Consider the following 25,580-nt stretch of genomic DNA (forward strand, 5'->3'; position numbering starts at 1 on the left):
ATAAAAAAACAAGGATTGAGAGGAGACTATTACATGAAATTTCCAACAGATTTTTATTTTGGTGGTGCAACTGCAGCATTCCAAACTGAAGGAGCAGTAAAAGAAGGCAATAAGGGTGAAGTTTTATGGGAACCTTTCCTGAAAAAGCAGGGTCGCTTTGATCCTGAACCTGCCTGTGATTTCTATCATCGTTACCCAGAAGACTTAAAGTTATCTGGTGATTTCGGCTTGAATTCGATTCGGATCTCGATTGCCTGGACACGTATCTTTCCAACTGGAAGTGGTCAACCAGAACAAGCTGGGGTTGATTACTACCACAATATGTTCGCTGAATGCCGTAAAAATGGGATCGAACCATTTGTAACATTGCATCATTTTGATACACCTGAAGCTTTGCACCAAACTGGTGACTGGCTAAACGAAGAAAACATTACTAAATTCGTTGACTACGCTAAATTCTGTTTCCAGGAATTTAGTGAGATCAACTACTGGATCACGATCAACGAGCCAACTTCAATGGCCGTCCAACAATACACTACTGGAACTTTTCCTCCTGGTGAGAAATATAATTTCCACAAAACATTTCAAGCTGAGCATAACCTAAACTTAGCTCATGCACGAGTTGTTAACGAATTTAGGAAATTACAGATCAGCGGACAAATTGGTGTAGTACATGCTTTGCAAACTGTTTATCCATTCGACTCTACTAAAAAAGGCGATATGCACGCCGCTAAATTACAGGATGTGCTAGACAATCGTCTCTTTTTAGACGGAACTTTAGGTGGAGAATATAGTCAAGAAACTCTCTCCTTAATGAACGAGATCTTAGCGGCTAACGACCAAGCAAAAATCTCGATCACTGATAGCGAAATGGTAGAACTTAAGCAGGCTTCAGATCAATTAGATTTCGTAGGAGTCAACTACTACTTCAGTAAATACATGAAAGAATATCACGGAATTTCTGAAACTATTCATAACGGGACGGGGAAAAAAGGTTCATCTATTTCCCGCTTACAAGGAATTGGTGAATCTGGTGTACCAGATGGAATTGAAATGACTGATTGGGATTGGCCGATCAATCCTCAAGGTCTATATGACCAGTTAGAACGAATCCATACTAATTATCCTAAAGTTCAAGACATTTATATTACTGAAAACGGCCTAGGTTTGAAAGAAGAAAAACCAGCTGAAAACGAAATTTTGGATGATTCAAAACGGATCGATTATATCAAGATCCATTTGCAAGAAGTCCTTCGTGCGATTGAAAATGGTATTAATGTTAAAGGATATTTCGTATGGTCCTTGCAAGATATGTTCTCATGGACTAACGGTTACTCTAAACGTTATGGCCTATTCTTTGTTGATTTTGATACCCAGAAACGCTATCCAAAAAAGAGTGCTTACTGGTTTAAAGAATTAACTGAAACAAAAGAATTATCAAAAACAAAGTAATTATCTCTCAATAATCTATATACAGTAAAAACATGTCAGAAAAGCCAAATTGCTTTTTCTGACATGTTTTTGGTTTCTTCTTTAGGATTATCATTCAAATTCCTAAAGCTTACCGTTTGCTCATTGCTATAAGTATAATTAACTTGACTTTATTGACAGCAGTAGTTCAAAATAATAAATAGTAACAGTACAAATGTGTTCTAAATTAACGTAAGGGAGAGCTGACCAGTGAGCTTGAAAGATATCGCAACTAAAGCAGGTGTCTCTATTACCACTGTTTCACGCATTTTGAATCAAGATAGTTCTTTATCTGTCACAAATGAAACTCGCCAACGAGTGCTTAAAATCGCGGATGCAATGAATTACAATTCAGGTAAGAAAAAGACTCGGCCAGCTACCATCGGGATCGTAACTTGGTTCACTGCAAAACAAGAACAAGATGATCCTTATTATTTAACCCTACGCTTAACAGCTGAAAAAGAACTCAAAAAGCGCGGTTATAAAACTATCCAGGTCTTTGGAGATTCTCCTTGGACCAATGTTAGACGCTGCGCGGGCGTGATCGCTATCGGCCGGTTCAGTACAAATCAACGACTCCAACTAAAAGCCTTAAACTCACAATTAGTGATCATTGGTGATAATTCGCTAGAAAATGATATCAGCTGTGTTACTAGTGACAATGAAGTTGGTGTACAACGAGTCTTACAAGACTTTATTGATCATGACCGTGAAAATATTGGGATCTTAATTGCTGAAGGACGTACCAGCGATGATTCAGAAAAGATATACGATCGACGTTTAGTAGACTATCGTCATTATTTACGTTCCAAGCATCTTTATCAGGCTGAAAATGTCTTTTCCACTAACGCAGTTTCTCGTTCAGTCGGTTATTCCACCATACAAACCGCCTATCAAAAATTAGGAGATCACTTCCCCAATGCTTTATTTGTAGCTAGTGATCTCTTAGCCCTAGGAGCACTAGATTTTTTCAAAGAAAATAAAATCGCAGTCCCAAAACAAGTTTCCGTAGTCAGTTTTAATGACTCAGAACTTGCCGAAAATGCAGAACCAACCTTGACATCCGTTAAAGTTTATCTACCTTTAATGGCTAAACGTGGTGTAGAAATGTTGGCCCAACTACTTACTGCTAAAGAACACATTCCCGAAAGAATGATCATCGGTACTTCGATCAGTTATCGTGAAAGTAGCGATTAAAAAACACCTAACAATTTTGAGTATAAACTCACTGTTGTTAAGTGTTTTTTCTAGCTTTAAATTATAAAAAAACGAATGATTATTTATGCGTCTGTTTCATCATCTTCATTAAGTTTACCCATCACAAAATCAAGGGCTTCTTTAGGGGAACGAGTTAAATCAATATACTGTTTTCCTTGTGTTTTGATCAGCTTGATACCGTATTTATCAGTATCTTTTTTAATATCTTCATAGTAAGTCTTAACTTGTGGTGCCAAAACAACTACATTAAAGTTAGGCAAGATATCATAGTGAGAACCATAAGCTCCAGCTCTAGCCGTCAAATTAACATTATATTCTTCTGCACCTTCTTTAAGGGCATTCGCTAATAATTCACTTGTACCTGCACCAGCACAAAGTACTAAAACTTTAGTTGGGTCATCAGGATCATCACTCGCCGAATTAACTGGAGCATCTGTTGTTTCTTTTGCTTCTGGTTTTGCAGCAACGTTTTCTTGTGCTTCACTTACAGGCATTTCTGGTTCTGCAGCTGGGACAGATTCATCTGTAACACCCGCTGTAGCTGTTTCTTCTGCTAATTTTGCAGCTTCTTGGTCACATAATTCTTTATCATAAGCACGACAGAACGGCAGATAAATCAAGACATCTACTGCCAGTAAGGCCACGATAAAGAGCAAGGATATTGGTTGAAAACCGGTAGCTAGGAACGTCCCGATTGGTCCCGGCGTTGCCCATGGCAAGACGTACATAAACCCGTTCATTCCGAGGAATTGAATAAATGCTTTACCGATCAAAACGTTGGCAACTGGGGCCAAAAGGAACGGTACGAACATATAAGGGTTTAAAATCATTGGGGCGGCAAACAATAGTGGTTCATTGACCGCAAACATAACAGGGATAAAGGATGCTTTACCCACAGCTTTTAACTGTTTAGAATGCATTGCGATCATGAAAATAAATGGTACAACGAAAGTGGCACCTGTACCACCAAGTTCACCAACGAAATTACCAAAGTTTTCTGTCAATGCATGCGAAGGATGTTCACCTGCTTTTTGCAAAGCCAAGTTCAAAGTTGTGTTCCCGAATAATGGAGCTTCGATAGCTGGTTTAACAACAGATGGGCCATGCACACCAACGAACCAGAACAATGGAATAAGGAACCAGATAAAGGCCATTCCTAGATATGATTCTGCACCATTGAACAGTGGCTGGAACAATTTAGCAATAACTTCAGCAAATGGCACTTTAACAAAGGAACGTGCCAAGAAATCAATAAGAGCACAACCTAAAACTGAGAACGAATATGCGAAGATATCACGGAAGTTTGCGGCAATTGTACCAGGAACTTCTTTGGGCATATGAATCGTAATATCTTTAATGATACAAAAACGATATACATTTACTGTTAAGAAAGCAGAAACGAATGCTGATAAAATACCGTTCGTACCCATGTTAGCTGTCACAAAAGAACCATCTTTTTGTTGTGTAACAGCAAGTAATAAGAAACCACAAATTGAAGCGATCATAACTGATACTTCACTGATAGCCTTACCAGCAGGCATCTTACTACGGTTCATTGAACCTGCTAAACAACGTGCAGTCGTACCTGCAACTAACATCCCAACTACACCCATCGTGTAGTTATAAATCTTGTTCAACCAATCGGTCAAACCACCGGGCAATGAAGCGCCAAAAACTTCTGGTAATGATGCACACAAGAGAAAAATACTTGAGAACAAGATAACCGGCATGGCCGCTAAAAACCCATCTTTGATAGCTTGCAAATAGATATTACGCGAAATCTTTTCGAACGTAGATTGGTGTTTTTCTATTGCTTTAATAATACCATTCAAAGATCTTCACTCCTTTTTATTAAAAAAATTATAAAACACTTATTTAAAAACCGCAGTCAGAAAAAGCTACATCAAAATAAGGAAAAACTATTATTTTTAGTGCTTTCCCGACTGCGGTCACGCCTAATTGAATAGTAACGATCCGCCATAAAGGGAATATTATTGAACAAAAATTTTTTAAATAGCACGGCGACAGTCCGTCCTAATTTATCACATTAATTTTATGAAGGATTCCCCCAGTTATTGTCACCAAATCCGCCAGATCATCTCTAGCCAGCTTTCATACCACATCGTTAAAAATAACAAGATGATATGAAAACTGGTTAGAAATTCTCTGCTAACCGAGCCTTCAATCCTTTTTATTTTATCGTATCTGCTAATTCTTTGAACCACAGAGCACTCTTCTTGATATAACGTTTCTGTGTTTCAAAATCGATAAAGAACAAACCATAACGCTTGTTGTATCCATTAGCCCATGAGAACTGATCTTGCAAGGACCAAACAAAGTATCCTTGAACATCGACACCTTCATCTCTTGCCCTTAAAATAGCCTCAATATGTTGGTCAATGTAGTCGATCCGTTTATCGTCTGCTAAAATCTCGCCTTCAGCCGGCTTTTCTTCTTTCATACCTAAACCATTTTCGGTAATATAAATAGTTTTACAGTTTGGATAGTCGCGCGAAACACGTTTCAAGGAATCGTATAATCCTTCTGGGTAAATATTCCAGTCCCAATCAGTTGTTGGAACGCCTTCCTTTTTAACTGCTTCACCAACACCTTTAAACTTAAAGGATGATGTTCCTTTATCACCCGTACCATTAAAACTATTGGTACTTTCGCCATGATATGCTTTGATAAATTGATTTTGATAATAGTTCATTCCAAAGAAATCATTTTGAGGAGCCGCTTTGGCTAAAATATCTAAGTCACCATCTTCAATTTCTAGATGTGCATCATTCAAACGTAAAATCTCATTGATCGATTCCATAGTGTCATCTGAGTAATAACCTAGAAATGTCCCGTCAAGCAAAAATTTATTCATAAATGCATCTTGTAATTTAGCAGCGTGTACATTTTCTGGCGTGTCATCAATTGGATAAATCGGTTGAATAACATGAATCAATCCAATACGCCCAGGTAAGCCCAACTTCTTATAGAGATTTACTACACGTGCGTGGGCAACTAGCTCATTGTGTTGCGCTTGGATCCCACTTGTTACATCAAAATGGTGGTTAGGTGGGAAATTTCCTTGAATATACTGTGAATAAGCCAGTGAAATCAGCTCATTGATCGTAAACCAGTTTTTAACTTCCGTAAATTCCTTGAAACAAAATTCAGCATAGTCAACAAAGTAATCTATGTTCTTCCTATTTAGCCAATCACCATTTTCAAATAAAGTCTGTGGACTATCAAAGTGATGTAAACTAACGTAAGGTTCCAAGCCTTGGTCGAGACATTCTTTAAACAAACGATGATAATAAGCCACGCCTTCTTGATTAGGCTTCCCGTACCCTTCAGGGAAGATCCGTGTCCAAGCGATTGAAACGCGGATCGAATTCAAACCATATTTTCTTGAAAGTTCAATATCTTCTGGATAACGATTATAAAAATCACTGGCCGGGTCAGGTGAAAAACGACCCTGTGCTTTTAGGTAATCGTCCCACATCGTTTTACCTTTACCAGCAACTTTAGTACTTCCTTCTACCTGGTAAGCAGCTGTTGCTCCACCCCAAACAAAATCTTTTGGTAAACTTTTTACTCGATTCAATAAACTCATAAATTAAAGACCTGCCTTATCTAAACGCTCTTCGATCTTTGCGATCCTTTCATATTCGTTAATAAAATATTCTACTTGATCTTTTAACATCATTGTTGTCATCAAAGTATCCTGTCCATGCACCATAATAAATGTCACATCCATGTCTGAACCGCCAGCTTCTTGTGTTAACAGAGTAGTTTGTTCGTTGTGAGCTTCAACAATGTTTTTATTAGCAGATTCTACCAATTCACGCGCTTTTGCAAATTTCCCATCACGTGCTTGATTCAAAGCTTCTATTAAGTCCGATTTTGCATCTCCCGCATAAGCAACAATTGCAAAACCCACCATTGAGATATCATTTTTTGTAGCCATTAGTAATCCCTCCAATTAACTTTTAGTTAATATGTTTATTTTTAACCATTATTTGAGCTAGTCTCCAAACCGCTTTCATTCTCTTTTTCGCAGATAATTCTTTGAATATGGATCAATAAATATAACTCTTCATTTACTCCCAAGTCCGCATCCAATTCGTGACAAATTGCTGAATAAATTTCATGTGCAATTTGATATGAACGTGGGTATGAAGTCCTCATTTCCTCCTCGATCTTAGCTATTGACCGCTCATTACTTGACTGATGCTGTGATAATCGTTCTGCCAAATAGCCTAAATGAATCATTAAACGATCATAAAAATTATGATTAGTTCCATTTCTAAGTACCGAATTTTTTTGTAAGATGCTTTGTACCAAATCATTCAGATCCACTGTGATCTGAGAAGCTTGATTCCCTGTCGAAGTATTTTCACTCTCACTACGGCCGTTGATAAAGTGAAGTGCAATACTTTTAATTTCATCCTTAGGGAAATACACCTTCAAATTCGCATTAATGATTTTTAAACCATCAGTGGCAATACGATACTCCATTGGGTATTGTTCTTGCATATCTGGGACTGGCGTTCTTTGATACGTATTATTTTGCAGATGCTTATACATACCATTAATATGGTCAGCTAAAGTTACATAAACAAAATCAGCTAGTTGGTAACTGTACTTACTTTTAGCATTATCAACTATTTCATAGGTCGTAGTAACGATATTGATCGGGATATCTTTTAACAAAAAAGTCAAGTTTTGTTGCGACTCTTTTGTCGCCAAATACATCACTTTTTCGATCCGTTCACTGTCTAATTGGTCACCTTTCCTTTTTTGATAGGCAACTCCGCGCCCTTTGACCAGAGCTTGGCGACCTTTTCCTAAATCTACGATAGCGCAATTGTTATTTAACACTTGGATGATCCCCAGCAAGAAAAATACCCCCCTTCGCGTATTTGGACAAAAAAAAGACCATAAGAGTAGCAGACACTTCACAGTGAATTGACTTATTCCTCTCATGGTCATGCCTAATCTAATAGTAACAATCCATTTTCTATCCACAATTTAGTATAAACTATAACAAACATTTTGTAAACGGTTTTTTGCAAATAATGTTTGTTTTAAAACAAAACATAACATTATAAAACAGAAAGCTTCAGTTAATTATCTGGACCTGTCAGTTCTTTCTGTACTAAATCTAGGATACTTTTTTCATCATATGACAGTATTTTACTTTTTCGATATGCTGTCGACATATAAAAAGTGGGTTGTTCTTTATCTAACAAAATTAATGAATGTAATTGATCAGTTCGTGCAATTGCCGATTCAGTTAAAAATCCGATTCCCACATTCTCAGCAACCAAAGATTTTAAGATATGAATATCAGAAGTTAGATAGACTACTTTCGGCCTGCAATGTGCGTGACGGCTCACTTCTTTTAACGCTTTTTCATGTACAAACCCTTTGTCCAGCACAATAAAATTTTCACCTTTTAAATCTATAAAATTGATCGTATCTTTTTGAGCTAAAGGATTTTTGTTAGAAACGATAATTTTAAATTTAGATTTGGCAAAAAGATCCACCTTTAATGTCTGATCAATAACTGGTGAAAGAGAACCTAATAAAGCAATATCAACATCTCCCTTAGTTAGATTTTGTCTTAACACAGCTGACCCTGCTTCAATAGTATCAATTTTATTGATCAATTGACTTCTAAAAAGTGCTGGAGATATTTTAGGAAAATAATAATTACCAATGATCGGTGGTAAACCTAGCCGTACTTTACCAGATTCAATTTGGGTCAGCTCTTTTTTGGCCAAATCTAACTCAGCCAGCATTTTTCGTGCATGGACCAATAATTGCTGACCTTGACGAGTGGGTTCTAGCCTTTGATGTGAATGATCCCTTAAAAACAAGACAGTCCCAAACTCATTTTCTAAACGTTTAATGGCTAGAGTAATTGTAGGCTGTGAAACGTTTTTTTGGATAGCAGCATTAGAAAAATTTTTTTCATCAAAAACCGTTACAAAATATTCTAAATCTTTTATGTTCATTTAAACTCCCCCGTTACGATATTTATAAGTTACGTATAAGTAATGTTTATAAGTAATTGAAGATTTGACTATAATTTTAGCACACGATTATACTAACGATCGTTCAAAAGGTTAAAAAGTTATAAATAACTTTAGGAGAACTTTAGATCTTTAACTCTCAGTTGTTTTTAGGACAGAATGTCTTAGTTAAACTTTAAGCAGACTTCGAGAAATAGAAACTCACGCTTACAAATTCCAGCATAACAGTGAGAAAGTCATATGCGGAAGTGTGCTAACGTCTATTTTCTATGTTTACTCTTTGTTCTGTATTTTTAGTCGAGCTTCGCATGGCAGCCGGATTGCGCTTAACTAACACACACTACAATGCAAAAACGCATTATAGTGTGTGTCCGTTATTGCTCGCCAGCTGACCGCCCTGCTCCGCTCTGTTTTAATAGTCGAGCTTCGCAGCTCAGCAGACTGTGCCTAGCTAACTTCATCACCACATTGCAAAAAGCGCAATATGGCGCTAAAGTCCGCTAGTGCTCATCTTCTGTTCGAGCTGCTCCACTCTGTTTTAATAGTCGAGCTACATGAACCAGAAAGTTCCGCCTAATCAACTTAGACACCACGACAAGAAAAACACTTGTCATAATGTCTAAGTCCATTAGTGCTCGCTTTCTCCCGGCTCATTCCGCTCTGTTTTAATTTAGGAGGTTTTTTATATGGAAAATGCACAAAATATTTTAAACGATCCCTTTAAAAATAAAGGTACCGCATTTACTGAGGAAGAAAGAGACAGATATGGTTTGATCGGTACTCTGCCTCCTCGTGTTCAAACACTAGAAGAACAAGAAAAACAAGCTTATAACCAATTCAAGAGCAAAGATTCTGCTCTTGAACAACGTTTGTTCTTAATGAATATTTTCAATACTAACCGTACTTTATTTTATTCATTAATGGGCCAGCACATCACTGAATTCATGCCAGTTGTTTATGACCCAACAATTGCTGATTCAATTGAACAATATGGTCAATTATTTGTTGATCCACAATACGCTGCTTTTTTGTCTATTGATGACCCTGACCATATTAAAGATGCCTTGGCTAATGCAGCTGGTGATCGTGATATTCGTTTGATCGTTGTAACTGACTCACAAGGTATTTTAGGTATCGGCGACTGGGGCGTCAACGGTGTGGATATCGCCGTTGGTAAATTGATGGTTTATACTGCTGCCGCAGGCGTTGATCCTTCTCAAGTATTACCCGTCGTTTTAGATGTTGGTACTGACAACCAACAATTATTAGATGACCCAGAATATTTAGGTAACCGTCATGGACGTGTGCAAGGTAAAAACTACCTTGATTTTGTTGATAAATTCGTTGCTGCTTCAACTAAGTTCTTCCCTAAAGCTTTACTTCATTTTGAAGATTTTGGACGTGCTAATGCCTCGGTTATCTTGAACAAATATCAAGACAAGATCTTAACTTTCAACGATGATATCCAAGGAACAGGTATTATTTCCTTGGCAGGTGTCTTAGGTGCTTTAAACATTTCTGGTGAAAAAATCACTGACCAAAAATTCTTGACCTTTGGCGCCGGAACAGCTGGTATCGGGATCGCATCAATGTTATATGATGAACTAGTTCGCGCTGGTCTGTCACCAAAAGAAGCTAAAAAACACTTCTACCTGGTCGATAAACAAGGCCTATTGTTTGACGATAGTCCAGACTTAACAGACGGACAAAAGAAATTTACTCGTTCGCGTGATGAATTTGAGAACCCTGATTTATTAAATGACTTGTATTCAATAGTTAAAGCCGTTCATCCTACAGTCATGATCGGTACTTCAACTCAACCAGGCACATTCAATAAACAAGTTGTAAAAGAAATGGCTGCACACACAAAACGTCCGATCATCTTCCCACTATCAAACCCTACGAAGCTAGCAGAAGCGAAGGCTTCGGATTTGATCGACTGGACAGATGGACGTGCATTAGTAGCTACTGGTATTCCTGCTGGTTGTGTCGAACACAACGGCGTTAACTATGAAATCGGACAGGCTAATAATGCTTTAGTTTATCCCGGTGTTGGGTTTGGCGCAATTGCTGTTGGCGCTAAGATCATCAATGAAAAAATGTTGGCTAAAGCTAGTCATGCTTTAGGTGGTATTGTTGACACGACCCAACCAGGTGCTGCAGTCTTACCACCAGTTTCTAAACTAGAAGAATTTTCAACCACGGTGGCCGAAGTCGTTGCGCAAAGTGCTATCGACCAAGGCTTGGCAAAAGATGGTGTCACTGATGCCAAAAAGGCCGTTCATGATGCTAAATGGACGCCTAAATACTAATTTCTAGTTAAACAATAGATCATTTTATATTTTAAAAAAGGAAGGTAAACAGATCATGTCTGTATTTCTAACATCTGTTTCCAGCGTTGTCGTGATCGTTTTGATTATGGCTCTGGGATATTTACTAAAAAAATTCAAGTGGGTCGGTGACTCATTTGGTAGTGAAATTTCTTCAATAATTACCAAAATCGCCTTACCAGCTTCAATCTTTACCGCTGTTATGAAAAACTTGACCCGTTCAAGCTTGATCAGTCTTTCAACCGAACTAGTTTTTCCGGTTTTAGGTGTTGTGATCGGCTATCTCATCGCTTGGCTCATGGTCAAAGTCTTCAAAATCAAACGCGGTCGTCGTGGTATTTTTATCAACGCCTTTGTTAACGCCAATACGATTTTTATTGGGATGCCTTTAAATATGGCACTTTTTGGCGAGAAAGCCATGTCTTATTTTCTGATTTACTATATCGTTAATACCGTTTCAACTTGGGCCTTTGGTGTATTTTTAATTCAAAATGATGATCCGACTGTTGACAAATCAGCCAAAAAACAACAGCATAAGATCAACTGGCAAAAAATTTTACCAATGCCACTCGTGGGCTTTATCGTAGCAATCGTTTGGATGTTATTAAACATTCCTGTACCGAATTTCTTGGGACAAACTTTAAACTACGTCGGCTCCCTAGTTACACCGCTCTCTTTGATTTATATCGGGATCGTCTTGTACAATGCCGGTCTAAAGAACTTCCACTTTGAACGTGATTCGGTGCTTGCCTTGATCGGTCGTTTCATTATTTCACCACTAATTTTGATTATTTTGATCAAAATCGGTGTATCATCGGGCTTTTCAATGCCGAGTTTGATGAGTCAAACATTAGTCGTTCAATCTGCAACACCGATGCTGGCTGTATTGCCTATTTTGGCTAACGAATCGCACGGTGATGTTAAATATGCAACAGATGTCGTGGTTATGAGCACTGTATTATTTATCGTAGTTGTCCCTATCTTAATGACTATCTTACAATTTATCTAATGAAGTTGGTTTATTCTCACCAAAAAATAGATCAATTTAAAGAGTGAGACAAAAGATGTTTTGAAGCTGATTTGTAACGATGATCGCATTATTTTGAATCATAGCAAAGCGAAAGACCAGAATAACGCAACCGTTGTTACAGTATGACTTCAATCTTTTGGAACACATTTAAGGGCCGTCGATCTAACCTCTTTTTAAGGGGATAGATCGACGGCCCTTTTAGAATTACACAACTAGTTATGTCCTGCTCCTTTTTTACAACAAAATAGGACCAGTCGCTATCAAAATATGACTGATCCTATCAATTTAATTTTTTAAGTCAATAATTAACTTATTTAACTTTACTTTCCCATGATGAAGCTGTAGCTGCAAGAACTTCATTCAAATCTTCGATGTTCTTACGGCCAGTTGTCCGCATCCATTCACGACCTGCTTTTTCTCCATCTTTAGCAAATGGTTCGATCGAATGACGCCATGTGGCACGTCCACAAAGCACACCGTTAAAACTAGAACCTGCTTCATGAGCAAACTTCAAAGTTTCTTGGAAGAGTTCTGCAGAAACACCAGCACTCAAGAAGATAAATGGTATTCCAGCAGTAGCCTTGTCTTGTTCTTTAAAGAAGTTTAAAGCTTGTTTCTTACTGAAGATAACTTCATTATCACCGTTATAGCCTTCAACATAGTCCATGTTAACTGGAACTTCAACCTTCAAAACGTCAACATTATAACGACCTTTGGCAAATTCTTCAACCATGGCGTTAACCTTGTGTGGTTTAACTTTGGCATATTCTGCACTCTTTGTATCATCAATATTTGCATCATATGACATTAATTCCAAGAAGAATGGCATATCTTCAGCAACACATTCGTCACCGATCCGTTCTACAAATGCTTGTTTCTTGCGATTGATCTCTTCGCCTTCATCAACGTCATAATACAACATGAACTTAATCGAATCTGCACCAGCTTCTTTTAAGCGTTTAACAGACCAATCAGCCAACAAGTCTGGCATGCGGCCAGGTGCTGTTGTGTCATAACCTGTCTTTTCATAAGCAGTTAACAAACCACAATCAGCATCACGTTGTGCAGCAGCTGGCAAGCCATATTCTGGATCCAGTAAGATCGCAGAAGCATATTTTGTTAATTCAGAAGAAATAACTTTCTTAAATTCAACAATATCATCTTCATTAGCAGGTTTATTAGCTGCTGCAGCTAACATTTTCTTCAAAGAACCACGTTGGTCGATCGCTAAAGCAGCAATTACACCATTTTCATTGGACATACGTTTTAAAGCTTCAATTTTGTTGGACATACTATTCTGTTCTCCTCTTTATCGTGTCTAAAATATCCTCAGTGTTTTTCGTTAGCTTTCTACTTAAACTAACTTATACACATTAATCGTGGTAGTAGCCTTCATTCCATAACTTCATTTCGTCATCATAGAAATGTGGGTTATCATGTTGTTCAGGGTTGTCTTTTTCGATCCCATCGATTTTTTCGATCAAAGCTTTGTTTTCTGGCGTTTCTTTATATTCAGTCTTCAAGAAAGTATTGACGATCTCTTCAGCTAAATGTTCACCCACAACTGCTCCACCAAAACCGATCACATTTGCATTTAATTCTTCTTTAGCATACTTAGCTGTCGTTACATCGTTAACTAAAGCAGCTCTGATACCTGTGTTCTTATCAGCAGCAGTCGAAATACCAACGCCTGTACCACAAAGAACTACGCCTAAATCAGCTTTACCATCACGTACTAGATCTGCAACTTTCAACCCGTAAATTGGATAATGAGTTCTTGTATTATCATACGTTCCGACATCGATCACTTCATGGCCTAAAGATTTGATGAAATCTGAGATTTGAATTTTTGTTCCTGTAACAATATGATCATTTCCTAATGCGATAATCATTTTATTTCCTCCTCGAAGTAGATATTTTTTTAAAGCAAACTGATAACTTTTTATGCCAAAGTAAGTATTAAGATAACTTCTCTAACATGTCCAAACGGATCTGATGACGACCACCAGCATAATCAACACCAAGATATTCATTGACTAATGATTCAGCCTTCTTTGGTCCTACAATACCTGCACCGATTGCGATCGCTTTTGCACCATTATGTTGTGTAGTCATGTGTGACGTATTTTCTTCAGCAACATTAGCTGTGACCATTCCATGGATCTTATTTGAAGCCATTGCTGAACCAGCACCAAATTCATCAAACATAATTCCACGTTCAGCTTTACCATCAAGTACTGCGTGAGAAACTGCGCTAGCAGAATCAACAAAATCAGCAGCTGGTTCTTCTGATAAATCAACTACATCATAATTTTTACCCTTTAAATAACTCTTGATATATTCCTTTAGATCAAAACCGCCCTTGTCTGATGCCAATGCAATTTTCATGATAAAATCTCCTTTGTTTTTAAGTTAAACCATTATTTAAATGATCCAACTATTATTTTTAAGAGTGTGTGATAACAACTACCAACTCCACTCTATTTATTCCTTTGCTAAAATAACTTTTGTATACTGCTGATAATGTGAGACTGTTTCATCATTTAACTCATCATTAGTGATCAAATAATCAACATCGTATAAGTTATAAAATTGATAGAAATCATCCCGATTTATTTTGAAACGATCAGCCAAAACGATTTTTGTCAGACTATTATTAACAGCAATTGCTTGGGCGCTACCCTCTTCAGTATTCGCTGTCATCATGCTTTCATTATGGAGGCCATTCACACCCACAAAAGACTTATTAAATTTCAAATCTCTTAGAGTGTCGCTGGCTAAACCACCAATAAAAGCTCCTGACCGTTCACGAAAATTACCACCAACTAAAATCAAATCAACATTTTTGTTTTGCCAACATTCAAAGACTGGCAAACTATTAGTGACAACTCTCAAATCAGCAATATCATCAACGTAATGAACTATCAGTTCCTGAGTCGTTCCAGGTCCAATATATATCGTGTCACCTGCATTGATCATCTTGGCAGCACGTTGAGCAATTTGTTCTTTTTGTTCAAGGTGCAATTCCTTTTTCTCAATGTGAGATAGCTCAGTTGCATCACTGCTCGCAACACTTTGAGCTCCGCCATGTATCCTAACTAACTTACCGCTATCCGCTAATTCGTCAAGGTCACGACGGATAGTCATATCGGAAACCCCCAGCTTACCAATTAGGTCATTAACGGTCATAATGCTGTTTTGGTTAACCATATCAAGTAGCATCATCAGCCGTTCTTTCTTTAACATGCTAGCAGCTCCCTTTTATGGTTGTTTTTGTTTGTTAATGTTCCTTACATGTATAAATTAGCACTAAAAAAGACTTTAGTCAACGTTTTTTGTGTCTTTTTGTTTGTTTATTTTTTATTAAATGACAATAAAAAATCAGTGTATGATGTCTTTTTTTAGCGGTATATTAAATAATATTGATGATGTTTTTTTAATTTCAAGCAAAATATAAGTAAACATTTATATTCATAAACTTTTTTAATAAAAAAGAGGATACCGTAAATTAATACGACACCCTCCTATCAGCCATTCACATGACCTGATTTCGTGAAAAACCATGGAAAATGCATTGACCGATAATTTTAATTTTGTTGTTGACGTTCGCTCTTATACTTCTCATGTTCTCTTTTATTACGTTCAACACGTCTATAATACGATTTTGGAACACCAACGGTTTTATACAGAGCATATAATGCAATGATCGTTGAAGCAGTTTCTACTATTGGGTTAGGAAACGCCGTCGCAATAATACTTGAAACAATTACGATCGTTGCCCACAAAATAAGATTAGCACGTTTGGACATCTTATCGGTTGCTTTTTTCATGATTATCACCTCTAATTCTTTAACAAGTAAACTTTATTACTAAAATTATTCGTAACTAACTTAGTTGCTTTCTTTAGCAGCAGCATATTCAGCGTTACGTTTCTTCATTTGTTTTGCGTACCACCAGAAGATCAAGCCATATGCGATCAAGGCAAGAGCTGCATAAATAATAAACTCGATCTGTCCGTCAGAAGCCTTACCGACTAAGTAAGCCAAGAATTGTTCAATAGGTCCTTCTTTAGTAGCTTCGGCAATTTGTGTACCTGAACCAACACCAGAAGGGAATGCACCAACATTTTTGGCAACACCAGTGATGAATGGAGCAGATAATGTACCAGCCCACAAGAAGATCGGCATTTCAATTGCACCAATAACGATCATACGAATGATCTTACCACGAGTAACAACTAACAAAGCAGGTGTAACACCCATCGCAATGATAGAACCTAAAGGCATAATGTGGTTACCAGGAAGTACCAATGCTTCAACTAACATAATAGGAGCTAAAACGTTAGCTGCAGCCCAAACCTCGGCACGACCAGCGATAAATGGCCAGTCAAGACCAATGTTAAATGTACGACCTTTAAATCTCTTATTAGCAAAATCAGAAATACCTTGTGATAATGGTTCCACAGCGGCAATAAACCATGAACCGATCAAACTAAATAGTTCCAAACATGTACCACCTGTGAAGGCCAAAGTTAAAATGGTCTTAACATCTTGTTGTGATAACAAACCGATGAAGACACCTAAGTAAACACCAATGGCAAAATGACTACCCCAGAAACCGATTTTTTTGTTCAATTCAGCTGAGTCAAAGTCATATTTATCTAACCATGGGAAGATCTTGTCGAAAATCTTATCAAATACCATGATAATTGGGTTCATCATGTAGTTCAAATGGGTTGTAGTCATCGGGTTTTCATCCGGTGCATCTAACAAGTCATTAAACGTTGGTTTCATCAAATCAGAGTTAACGATCTTCAAAGCACCAATGTACAAGATCAAAAGCGTTGCAACAAAGAGGTTTGCACCAAAATACATTGCCATCAAAGCTGTAAAGGAAATATGCCAAATATCGAAAATATCAACGTCCAACGTATTTGTCTTGTTTAAGACTAACATCAAAACGTTTAACAAAATCATGATCAGTAAGAAGAACAAAGTATAAGGTGAACCCCAAGTGATCGTTCCCAATGGAGCCCAGCCAACGTCGGTGATCGACAAGTGAATACCAGTTGACTCAACAAAGTCGTTCAATGGTTTCTGATATGCAGTCGTTAGTAAGTTAATGATATCACCGATAGCCGTCAAAGCGATCGCTAAACGAATACCACCTTCTAAGGCACGGGAGAACTTAACTCCGAACAACAAAGCTAGTAATGTTAAAATGATCAGCATGATCGGAGCAGCGCCCAAATCAATGATCGGCTGGAACACTTTGTTGGCCACATCAATAATAGTTTGCATTAAAAGTTTCACTCCTTTATATATATAAAATTATTGCTATTTAAAAATTTAATGCCTTATTGCGAAAAAGGACGCTTATTTCAGTCCTTTATCTTTAATAGTTTCTTCAACCTTGTCATAAACTGGCTTTGCCATTGCAGGGATCCGGTACAAAATAGGACCAGCATCAATTACAGGGATCGAAGGTGTGAAGCCTAAGTCAGTCTTGGCGATCGGTGTAAAGATATCATAATTACTGATTTTATCTTCAGTAATATCTTTGACCATAACTGCGTCACACTGTACATCATACCCACGGTCGCCCATTTCTCTTTCTAAAGCGTCTTTGATTTGATGGCTTGAGTTAACTCCTGCACCACATGCTGCTAAAATCTTGATCATAATAAATTCCTCCTTAAAATATTAAATAACTTATTTACATATCTTGATCAGCAAATGATCTATTTAAAAACTGATAGATTGCTTTCGTATCTGTGCTCTTGAAAAATGTGCCCAAATCATTAGCCGAAATCGTTGTACAAAAGTTCATAATTTGAGCTAAGATATTCGACTGCCCTTCTGGATCATTATTCAAGATAATGAACAAAAACCTCACTTCCATACTTGAGCTAGGATCGATCATATTTTTAAATGTCACTGGGTTTTCTAAGTGAACTGGGATCACTCGACGAACATTGACAAATTCGCCTTCTGTATGAGGAATAGCAATATTCGGTAAATCTTTATTCACAACCCCTAGATCGATCCCGGTAGGATAATCTTTTTCACGCCCGATCACATTTTCGTAAAATTCGGGTTTGACCAGCCCCTTTTCAAGTAACTTGTCTGAAATTTCTTTAATGACCTCTTCTGCCGTTGTCTTTGAAGAAATATAGACTGTGTCTTCAACAAAAAGTGGTTCCTCTTTCTCCGCTTGCACTTGTCACGATCTCCTTTCTTGTTTATTTTTGTTCAATAATGTTTACAAACTAATATTATAGCGTTTTTTTTAGAATGTCAACCACTAATTTGAAAAGGCTTTCCCTTTGAGTTGTGTACAACAAACCACGCTACTTGCCGCTATTATAGGAAGTAAATCGTTTTTTATCTCCCTTTCAATGATTTCTATCATTATTAAACATTTTTAATATTAATCTTCATTAATTTTAAATAGCTTTTATTTTATTATTTTAGTAAAAGCAGCTTATAAATTAGCAATGAAACCGAGAACATCTAAGCCTATTTATGTTAGGTCATGTTAGGTCATATTTCCAGTTCTCCTTGACTTATTTTCGTTCTGATGATATTTTTAGCTTTGAATAAACAATTAAAAACATTAATAAACAAGGATGGTTTTTTATGTCAAATAAAATTTTAGCGATCACCATGAATCCGTCTGTAGATATCTCTTATCCCTTAGATCATCTTAAAATCGACACAGTTAACCGAGTATCTAGCGTCACAAAAACAGCTGGAGGTAAGGGTTTAAATGTAGCACGTGTCATTCATCAACTAAATGAACCTGTTTCAACTAGTGGTGTTTTAGGTGGAACGATCGGTGATTACATCTCTAAACAGTTAAATGAAGTTGGGTTACAAGAAGAATTCCTCCATATTCCACAAGAATCACGGAATTGTATCGCGATCTTACACGATGATGGACAACAAACAGAAGTTTTAGAAGCTGGACCAACTTTGACTGCTCAACAACAAACCGAATTTATGCAGCATTTTGCTGACCTATTGAATAAAGTTAGTTTAGTCACCATTTCAGGCAGTCTACCTCAAGGTTTTACAACAGACCTTTATGCCCAAATGATAGAAGCTGCCGCCAAACAAAACGTTAAAGTGATCCTTGATTCATCAGGAGATTCACTATTAAGCGGTATTTCCGGAAAAAACAAACCGTTATTGATCAAGCCTAATCAAGAAGAGATCGCTCAACTAGTCGGACGTAAATTAGCAGGTTTATCCGATTTGCAAACAGCATTATTAACTGAAGACATCTTTACTGACTTAGAATGGGTCGTTGTTTCTTTAGGTAAAGATGGTGCCTTAGCTAAAGCTGGCCAAGAGATCTATCGTGTTTCTATACCGAAAATCAATGCTGTGAACCCTGTCGGATCCGGTGATTCAACTGTCGCTGGTTTAGCAGTTGGAATCAACCGTAAAGAAAGCATCCCTGATGTTTTAAAGACCGCCATGACAACTGGTATGTTAAATACAATGGAAAAAGAAACAGGCCATATCGATCCAGCATTATTTGATGAATACTTTGCTAAAGTTTCTGTTGAAAAATTAAATTAGTCACTCGGAAAGAAGAATAACTTTGAATAAATACGAAAAAATCTGTAAACAAAACCCAACTTACACGATCAAACAAATCTCAGATCCAGAATTTACTAAATATGGCAAAATTTATACTAACTATGACGTTACAGATGTGATGAAATACATGGACGAAAACATCACCATCGACAAAACTAGCAACATTTACGTACCTTCAAATGCAGAATTAGAAAAGATCCCTTCAATGCAAACTATCGCAACTGATATTTTTGCCGGGATGCCTTTTGAAGCTGGTGAATGCACTGGTCAATCATCAAACTTTACAGCAGTCGAATACCACCAGGGTAGTGAATTAAATGTGATGTTGACTGATGTAGTCATGGTTTTAGGTAAACGGAATATCCTGGAAGAAAATGGTACCTTTAATGCCAAAGAACAAGGCGAGCTATTTTTTGTTCCACGTGGAACAGTCGTTGAATTTTACAGCGATACTTTGCACTATAGTCCCATCAAGGTTGACAATAGCGGCTTTAAAATCATTGTGATGTTACCAGCTGGTTCTAATCAACCACTACCAGAAAACTTCCATTCTAACAATCCGCGGATCGTCAAAAAAAATAAATTCCAAGTCGTTCATGAATCACGAACTGACAAAATTAAACAAGGGGCACAAATTGGTGTTTCCGGTGATTTGATTGAATTAGTTCCATTAAAGTAGAAATAGCTATTAAAGAAAGAGCGGGACAAAAGTCGTTTTGAAGCCGGTGTGTAACGTTGTTTACGCTAATTTTGGCCGTAGCAAAGCGCAGGACAGGAATGGTGTAAATGGCATTACATTGAGGATTCAAGCTTTTGAAACGTGTTTATGCTACAAAAATTACAAGTGATAATTTGATTATTATTAGCAAAAGAAGAGATTGGAACATTGTTTTGTCCCAATCTCGTTTAAGGGTCCTCGATCTTAACCCATTTAATTGGTTAGATCGAAGGCCTATTTTGTCGCTTAAGTGTTAAATATGTATTATGCTAAGTTTTGAATAAAACATTTTAAAAGGGAGTGCACTAACTTGGATAAACAATTAGTTAGACTAAGTAAAAAATTGTCCTTTATTTTGCGTCATGAGCCTGAACGGATCGGGATCACCTTGGACCAATTTGGAAGAGTCGATCTTAAAGAATTGATTCAAAAGTTCAACCAACATTATCAAACCCCCATCGATACAAAAAAGATCGCTCAAATTTCCGCGCAAAGTAATAAACAACGTTTTGCGATCGAAGGAAATACTATTCGTGCACTATACGGTCACAGTGTCCCAGTCAAACCATTGGCTAAAAAAAGCCAACCTCCAATGTTTTTATATCACGGTACTTCACATTTGGCAGCTGGTTTAATTATGCAAGACGGTCTCAAAAAAATGGAACGCTCCTTTGTTCACCTATCGGCTGATTTTCAAAATGCCCAACAAGTTGGTCAACGTCATGACCCACACCCTGTTATTTTAAAAATCAAATCACAACAAGCAGCATCTGCAGGTATCTTATTTTATCCAACCAAAAGTGGGGTTTGGTTAACAGACTACCTGCCACCTCAATTCATCTTGCCGGAATAATCAAAAATGGAGCTGGGACATAACTAACGGTGCGATTCCAAAAGGGTCGTTGATCTATCCCATTAAATGGGTTAAATCGACGGCCCTTAAACGTGTTCCAAAAGATTGAATCCTTACTATAACGACGATCCTTATTCTGATTCTTCGCTTTGCTACGACCCAAAATAAGGATCATCGTTACAAATCGACTTCAAAACATCTTTTGTCTCACTCTCACTCTTTTATTTTATGATCTGTAAATTATGTGGTTGTTCAGCCACAATTTCTGAATGGTTTTGTAAGTATTGAATAATCAACTTTGGCATATCATCAGCATATTCACGCACAATTTTATCTGCACCAAACATCGAATAATCTCCACCGCCAACTCCGCGATATTGATTTAATACCACTTCTACTTCTTGTTCATCTAATAATTCGGCTTCATCAAAAAAAATAGGCCCGACTCTGTGACCCACAGGCTTTTTTAAATCAAAGGAATAATCAATTCCAGTATAGTAATCATAATTATAAAATTCTACCTTGGGTGTCCTAAATGCAAACGAAACCTTGATCGATCCATCATCTGCCAATTCAAAAAATGAAGCACAACGTTCTAACGCCGCTCTTAAATCAGCACCAGTTACTTTTTCAACTACTAAGGTATTAGGATATACATAACTATTCATCACATTACGCACAGTTACATTCTTGCCGAAACCTCGCACACCATCGTTAAATAAGGATGTCCCTGAGATTTTTGCCCCCGTTGCATCCATTTGAACTCGATTAACTAAGTCCAAATAAGGATGTCCATACAATCGCGCAGCCATATGATCAGTGAGCCGCATATCTCCTGAGATCGTAGTAACCGGTTGATCTAGCCATGCCTGGGTGGCCTCATACCAATCTGCGGCAATTTCTTTCAGATCTGTTGGTAAGTCATATTTGTCGACTGATAGTAATTGCGCAGAACTTTGAATGAGCTGTTTATCATCATTAAGCTCTAATACTATTTCCCCCACATCGCTCCCCCGATAGCCGGGCTGATTCACTGGGATTCCATTAACTAGTCCTGCTTCACGACGATGCTGATGCCCTGTCACTAACGCATCGATTTCTGGAATTTCTCGTAAAATAGCTGAGCCTTCATTTTCACCAGTGTATTTTTCAGTAGGAACACCACTGTCTAGATCCGCTTCAAAACCACCATGATAAGCCACTATCAAAACATCGACCTGGTTACGCAATTTACTGACAATTTTTTTTAAAGTTTCAAGAGCTGATGCAAAGTGCAACCCTTCAATATTTTTAGGATCTTCCCAGTGGGGGATAAACTGTGTGGTCAAACCAATGATCGCTAGTTTAACACCCTTTTTTTCAATAATTCGATACGAGGCATCAATGATCCTTTTTGCATTTGGCCCACTAATGTTTGCACCTAGGATAGAATAAGTCCTTTTTTTGAAAACATCACTCAAATAGTTTAAACCATAATTAAATTCATGGTTACCTAAAACGGCTGCATCTGGTGTAAGACTATTGATCATAGAGACGATTTTTTGCGAATAATTAGTCTGGTCTTTAGTATTATAGGCATACGCGTCCATCGGTGAGCCCTCGATAATATCACCATTTTCAATATATAAAACAATTTCGTCTGCGCTTGCTTGTCTTCTTTTTTGTTTAATCAAACTTGCAGCCTTAAAGAAACCTAGTTCATGTTGATCATCAACTGTACTAAAATCTGTCGGATAAAAATAACCATGAACATCACTTGTAGACAAAATTCTAATTTTCATTTAAACTAACTTCTTTCTGATCGAGCCTGAGATCAAATCGATCAGCGTTACCATCACAATGATCCCCAACAAAATAATCCCGACACGTGACCAATTTCTAGTTTGGATCGCAAACAATAGGGGCGTCCCGATCCCACCAGCACCAACCATACCTAAGATAGAAGCAGAACGTACTGCAATTTCAAAACGGTAAAGTGTATACGATAAAAACTCAGGCATGATCGTTGGCATAGTTGCTAACAACCACATATCCGCCTTACTACCACCAGCAGATTGAATTGCTTCTTCAGAACCACGATCCATGTTTTCGATCGCTTCACCAAATAATTTACCTAGCATTCCGATCGAATGGATAGAAACAGCTAACACACCGGCAAATGAACCAGGACCTACGGCTTTGATAAACATGATCGCCAAAACTAGTTCGGGAAATGTCCGAATGAACACTAAGACAAATTTGCCACTAGTCGAACGTGGGTGAAACTTTCCTTCTTTAGGCGCACGCGCTGCAAAAAAAGCAAATGGAACACTTAAAATAGCAGACACAAACGTTCCTAAAAAGGCAATTGCTAGTGTTTGAATGATCAAACTGAACAGATCTTCGCCACTACCGTCATAAAAATAACTCCACTCTGGATGGAACAAACCATTTATGATCGATTTAGAAACCTCACCAGCTGATTCTTGTAGGCCACTAAATTGTAAGCCTGTCAACGACCATATATAAAGAAAAACTACTATTATTCCCCAAAATATCCAGCCATAACGAGCCGTAAAATTCTGTTTTTTGCTGATTTCTGTCATTGCAATCTCTCCCTTAATTTGTTACTAACTGCATCGATCACGATCACAACTAGTAAGATCGCGATCACGATCACAGCTGTCTGGTCATATCTAAACGAAGACAAGGAGCGTTGCAAGTACACACCAATACCACCCGCACCTAAATAACCCAGCACTGTTGAAGCACGTACGTTGATTTCAAATGTATATAGAAAATAGCTCACAAAACTATTCAGAACTTGTGGGATCACGGCAAACACAACGACTTGCACATTATTAGCCCCTGCCGCTCTTAAGGCCTCAAGTGGTCCATCATCGATCGTTTCGATCGTTTCATAAAACAATTTAGAGATCATTCCAAATGAAAACACAGCTAAAGTCCAAACCCCCGCAGTCGACCCAATACCTACAACTGCTACAAATAAAGCTGCTAACAACAAATCCGGTAAAGTTCTAACCAAGTTTAAAATAAAACGAATTATCCCACGTACTATTGGGTTTTTAACCAAATTCCGGGCTGCCAAAACTGAAAAAGGAATAGCGATCAGTGTCCCGATGGTAGTTCCGATCAAAGCCATTTGAATCGTTTCAATGATCGGTTGAATCACAATGTTGGTGTAATCCCACGCAGGATGTGCCATGCGACTCAATAGATCGAAAAACTGGTCTAAGTTTGTAAAAAAATCACCCCAATTAACTCCTGTCATAACAGCAGATCCCCATAGTAAAAAGAAAAATAGAATTGTTCCGCCAATTCCTCTAACGTGATATTTTTGTGCAAAAGAGCGTTTAGGAAGTAAATCTTTATCCATTTAGCGCACCCTCCTTTACAGCCTCATTTTCACTATAAATACCCTCAAAATCATCCTGAGAAACTTCAGCGATCGGTTTATCATAAACTAACTGTCCTGCACGCAGACCAACTATCCGATCCGCATACTTCATCGCTAATGGTACAGAATGTAGATTAGCTAGCACAGTGATACCTAAATCTTTATTCAAACTCAACAAGTCGTCCATTACTGCTGTAGCTGTTAGTGGATCAAGTGAGGCGATCGGTTCGTCGGCTAACATAATTTTTGGATCTTGCATCAAAGCGCGCGCGATAGCTACACGTTGTTGTTGTCCGCCTGAAAGTTCATCAACTCTGGTATATAATTTTTCTGTCATATTCACACGATTTAAAGAATCAAGTGCACGTTTTTTATCTTCAGATGAAAATAAGTCTAAAGAACTTTTCCAAGTCGGATAATACCCTACTCTGCCAGATAAAACATTTCTTCTAACACTAGAACGATTCACCAAATTAAAGTCCTGGAAGATCATCCCAATACTTCGTCTCAAATTGCGAAGTTCTTTTCCTTTATATCCAACGATCGATTGACCATCGACTTTTAGATCACCGCCAGTAACATCATGCATGCGGTTGATCGCACGTAATAAGGTACTTTTCCCGGCGCCAGATAAACCAACTACGGCAACAAATTCACCCTCATAAATTTTCAAATCAATATCTTTTAATCCGACCGTTCCATTTGGGTACACCTTTTGTACGTTATCAAATTCGATCATAACCGGTCTATCGTTCATTTTAAATCCACCCTTCATGCCGTTAGATATAACTAAGAGCAGAAACAAAAAATAGCTGTTTCTGCCCCTTCTTTTAAAATTTTAAATTCACTGCTTAAAAACATCCGCTTATATCATAAAATAAAACTACTTTCTTAGACGAGTTAGAATTTACCATCTGTACGG

The 25,580-nt window shown here is 37.6% G+C and carries 24 protein-coding genes; 7 read left to right on the forward strand and 17 right to left on the reverse strand.

The window, feature by feature from the left end; all coding sequences use genetic code 11:
- Positions 1-33: 33 nt before the first annotated feature.
- Together lacG (LACPOB_RS0104555) and LACPOB_RS0104560 are read left to right on the forward strand one after the other, a co-directional pair.
- Positions 34-1,452, forward strand: a complete 1,419-nt coding sequence (lacG, locus tag LACPOB_RS0104555) for a 6-phospho-beta-galactosidase (RefSeq protein WP_017867649.1) — start codon at positions 34-36, stop codon at positions 1,450-1,452.
- Between the two features lie 228 nt (positions 1,453-1,680).
- Entirely contained in the window at positions 1,681-2,667 is a 987-nt protein-coding gene (locus LACPOB_RS0104560) for a LacI family DNA-binding transcriptional regulator (protein WP_017867650.1), read from the forward strand.
- 83 nt (positions 2,668-2,750) lie between these two features.
- Here LACPOB_RS0104560 and LACPOB_RS0104565 read toward each other — a convergent pair whose 3' ends face one another.
- From LACPOB_RS0104565 to LACPOB_RS0104585, 5 genes are all read right to left on the reverse strand, one after another.
- Positions 2,751-4,520: a PTS lactose transporter subunit IIBC gene (locus LACPOB_RS0104565; RefSeq protein WP_017867651.1), complete on the reverse strand. Its 1,770-nt coding sequence runs from the start codon at positions 4,518-4,520 to the stop codon at positions 2,751-2,753.
- Between the two features lie 359 nt (positions 4,521-4,879).
- Positions 4,880-6,298: a 6-phospho-beta-galactosidase gene (gene lacG / locus LACPOB_RS0104570; protein ID WP_017867652.1), complete on the reverse strand. Its 1,419-nt coding sequence runs from the start codon at positions 6,296-6,298 to the stop codon at positions 4,880-4,882.
- Between the two features lie 3 nt (positions 6,299-6,301).
- Entirely contained in the window at positions 6,302-6,652 is a 351-nt protein-coding gene (locus LACPOB_RS0104575) for a PTS lactose/cellobiose transporter subunit IIA (protein ID WP_017867653.1), read from the reverse strand.
- 41 nt (positions 6,653-6,693) lie between these two features.
- Positions 6,694-7,584: a PRD domain-containing protein gene (locus tag LACPOB_RS0104580; protein ID WP_017867654.1), complete on the reverse strand. Its 891-nt coding sequence runs from the start codon at positions 7,582-7,584 to the stop codon at positions 6,694-6,696.
- A 227-nt stretch (positions 7,585-7,811) separates the two neighbouring features.
- Positions 7,812-8,705: a LysR family transcriptional regulator gene (locus LACPOB_RS0104585; RefSeq protein ID WP_017867655.1), complete on the reverse strand. Its 894-nt coding sequence runs from the start codon at positions 8,703-8,705 to the stop codon at positions 7,812-7,814.
- A 704-nt stretch (positions 8,706-9,409) separates the two neighbouring features.
- On the opposite strand from LACPOB_RS0104585, the gene LACPOB_RS0104590 reads away from it, so the two are divergent.
- Together LACPOB_RS0104590 and LACPOB_RS0104595 are read left to right on the forward strand one after the other, a co-directional pair.
- On the forward strand, positions 9,410-11,035 hold the full coding sequence (locus LACPOB_RS0104590) for a malolactic enzyme (protein WP_017867656.1): 1,626 nt from the start codon (positions 9,410-9,412) through the stop codon (positions 11,033-11,035).
- Positions 11,036-11,090: 55 nt separating this feature from the next.
- On the forward strand, positions 11,091-12,062 hold the full coding sequence (locus LACPOB_RS0104595) for an AEC family transporter (RefSeq protein ID WP_017867657.1): 972 nt from the start codon (positions 11,091-11,093) through the stop codon (positions 12,060-12,062).
- Between the two features lie 331 nt (positions 12,063-12,393).
- Here the strand turns inward: LACPOB_RS0104595 and lacD are convergent, their stop codons facing one another.
- The 8 genes from lacD to LACPOB_RS0104640 all read right to left on the reverse strand — a co-directional run bounded on the left by lacD (position 12,394) and on the right by LACPOB_RS0104640 (position 18,302).
- Complete coding sequence (lacD, locus tag LACPOB_RS0104600) at positions 12,394-13,374, reverse strand: tagatose-bisphosphate aldolase (protein ID WP_017867658.1); 981 nt, start codon at positions 13,372-13,374, stop codon at positions 12,394-12,396.
- A gap of 82 nt (positions 13,375-13,456) precedes the next feature.
- Positions 13,457-13,975 (reverse strand): galactose-6-phosphate isomerase subunit LacB, encoded by a 519-nt coding sequence (lacB, locus tag LACPOB_RS0104605; protein ID WP_017867659.1) that lies wholly within the window; start codon positions 13,973-13,975, stop codon positions 13,457-13,459.
- A gap of 67 nt (positions 13,976-14,042) precedes the next feature.
- The gene (gene lacA, locus LACPOB_RS0104610) at positions 14,043-14,471 is read right to left on the reverse strand and encodes a galactose-6-phosphate isomerase subunit LacA (RefSeq protein WP_017867660.1); all 429 of its coding nucleotides are present in this window, start codon (positions 14,469-14,471) and stop codon (positions 14,043-14,045) included.
- A 96-nt stretch (positions 14,472-14,567) separates the two neighbouring features.
- On the reverse strand, positions 14,568-15,329 hold the full coding sequence (locus tag LACPOB_RS0104615) for a DeoR/GlpR family DNA-binding transcription regulator (protein ID WP_017867661.1): 762 nt from the start codon (positions 15,327-15,329) through the stop codon (positions 14,568-14,570).
- 341 nt (positions 15,330-15,670) lie between these two features.
- Positions 15,671-15,913, reverse strand: coding sequence for a hypothetical protein (locus LACPOB_RS0104625; RefSeq protein ID WP_017867663.1), 243 nt, complete (start codon positions 15,911-15,913; stop codon positions 15,671-15,673).
- Positions 15,914-15,973: 60 nt separating this feature from the next.
- Positions 15,974-17,383 carry a PTS transporter subunit IIC gene (locus LACPOB_RS0104630; RefSeq protein WP_017867664.1) on the reverse strand — a complete coding sequence of 470 codons (1,410 nt, stop codon included), beginning with the start codon at positions 17,381-17,383 and terminating at the stop codon, positions 15,974-15,976.
- Between the two features lie 75 nt (positions 17,384-17,458).
- Positions 17,459-17,767 carry a PTS sugar transporter subunit IIB gene (locus LACPOB_RS0104635; protein ID WP_026142752.1) on the reverse strand — a complete coding sequence of 103 codons (309 nt, stop codon included), beginning with the start codon at positions 17,765-17,767 and terminating at the stop codon, positions 17,459-17,461.
- Between the two features lie 31 nt (positions 17,768-17,798).
- On the reverse strand, positions 17,799-18,302 hold the full coding sequence (locus LACPOB_RS0104640; protein WP_017867666.1) for a PTS sugar transporter subunit IIA: 504 nt from the start codon (positions 18,300-18,302) through the stop codon (positions 17,799-17,801).
- A 419-nt stretch (positions 18,303-18,721) separates the two neighbouring features.
- Here LACPOB_RS0104640 and LACPOB_RS0104645 point away from each other — a divergent pair, with 419 nt between their 5' ends.
- The 3 genes from LACPOB_RS0104645 to LACPOB_RS0104655 all read left to right on the forward strand — a co-directional run bounded on the left by LACPOB_RS0104645 (position 18,722) and on the right by LACPOB_RS0104655 (position 21,261).
- Complete coding sequence (locus tag LACPOB_RS0104645) at positions 18,722-19,669, forward strand: hexose kinase (protein ID WP_017867667.1); 948 nt, start codon at positions 18,722-18,724, stop codon at positions 19,667-19,669.
- Positions 19,670-19,691: 22 nt separating this feature from the next.
- Positions 19,692-20,369 (forward strand): DUF4867 family protein, encoded by a 678-nt coding sequence (locus LACPOB_RS0104650; RefSeq protein ID WP_017867668.1) that lies wholly within the window; start codon positions 19,692-19,694, stop codon positions 20,367-20,369.
- A gap of 349 nt (positions 20,370-20,718) precedes the next feature.
- Entirely contained in the window at positions 20,719-21,261 is a 543-nt protein-coding gene (locus tag LACPOB_RS0104655; protein WP_017867669.1) for an RNA 2'-phosphotransferase, read from the forward strand.
- Positions 21,262-21,482: 221 nt separating this feature from the next.
- Here LACPOB_RS0104655 and LACPOB_RS0104660 read toward each other — a convergent pair whose 3' ends face one another.
- From LACPOB_RS0104660 to phnC, 4 genes are read right to left on the reverse strand one after another with little or no spacing between them, the layout of a single operon-like run.
- Positions 21,483-23,042 (reverse strand): bifunctional metallophosphatase/5'-nucleotidase, encoded by a 1,560-nt coding sequence (locus LACPOB_RS0104660; protein ID WP_017867670.1) that lies wholly within the window; start codon positions 23,040-23,042, stop codon positions 21,483-21,485.
- Entirely contained in the window at positions 23,043-23,846 is an 804-nt protein-coding gene (phnE, locus tag LACPOB_RS0104665; RefSeq protein ID WP_017867671.1) for a phosphonate ABC transporter, permease protein PhnE, read from the reverse strand.
- A complete protein-coding gene (gene phnE, locus LACPOB_RS0104670) occupies positions 23,843-24,637 on the reverse strand; it encodes a phosphonate ABC transporter, permease protein PhnE (RefSeq protein ID WP_017867672.1) in 795 nt (264 codons plus the stop codon). Before phnE (LACPOB_RS0104670) ends, phnE (LACPOB_RS0104665) begins: the two co-directional genes overlap by 4 nt.
- A complete protein-coding gene (phnC, locus tag LACPOB_RS0104675; protein WP_017867673.1) occupies positions 24,630-25,415 on the reverse strand; it encodes a phosphonate ABC transporter ATP-binding protein in 786 nt (261 codons plus the stop codon). The genes phnE (LACPOB_RS0104670) and phnC overlap by 8 nt, the downstream gene beginning before the upstream one ends.
- Positions 25,416-25,580 lie beyond the last annotated feature (165 nt).

The organism is Ligilactobacillus pobuzihii E100301 = KCTC 13174 (assembly GCF_000349725.1).
In the GTDB taxonomy this organism is placed as follows: Bacteria; Bacillota; Bacilli; order Lactobacillales; family Lactobacillaceae; genus Ligilactobacillus; species Ligilactobacillus pobuzihii.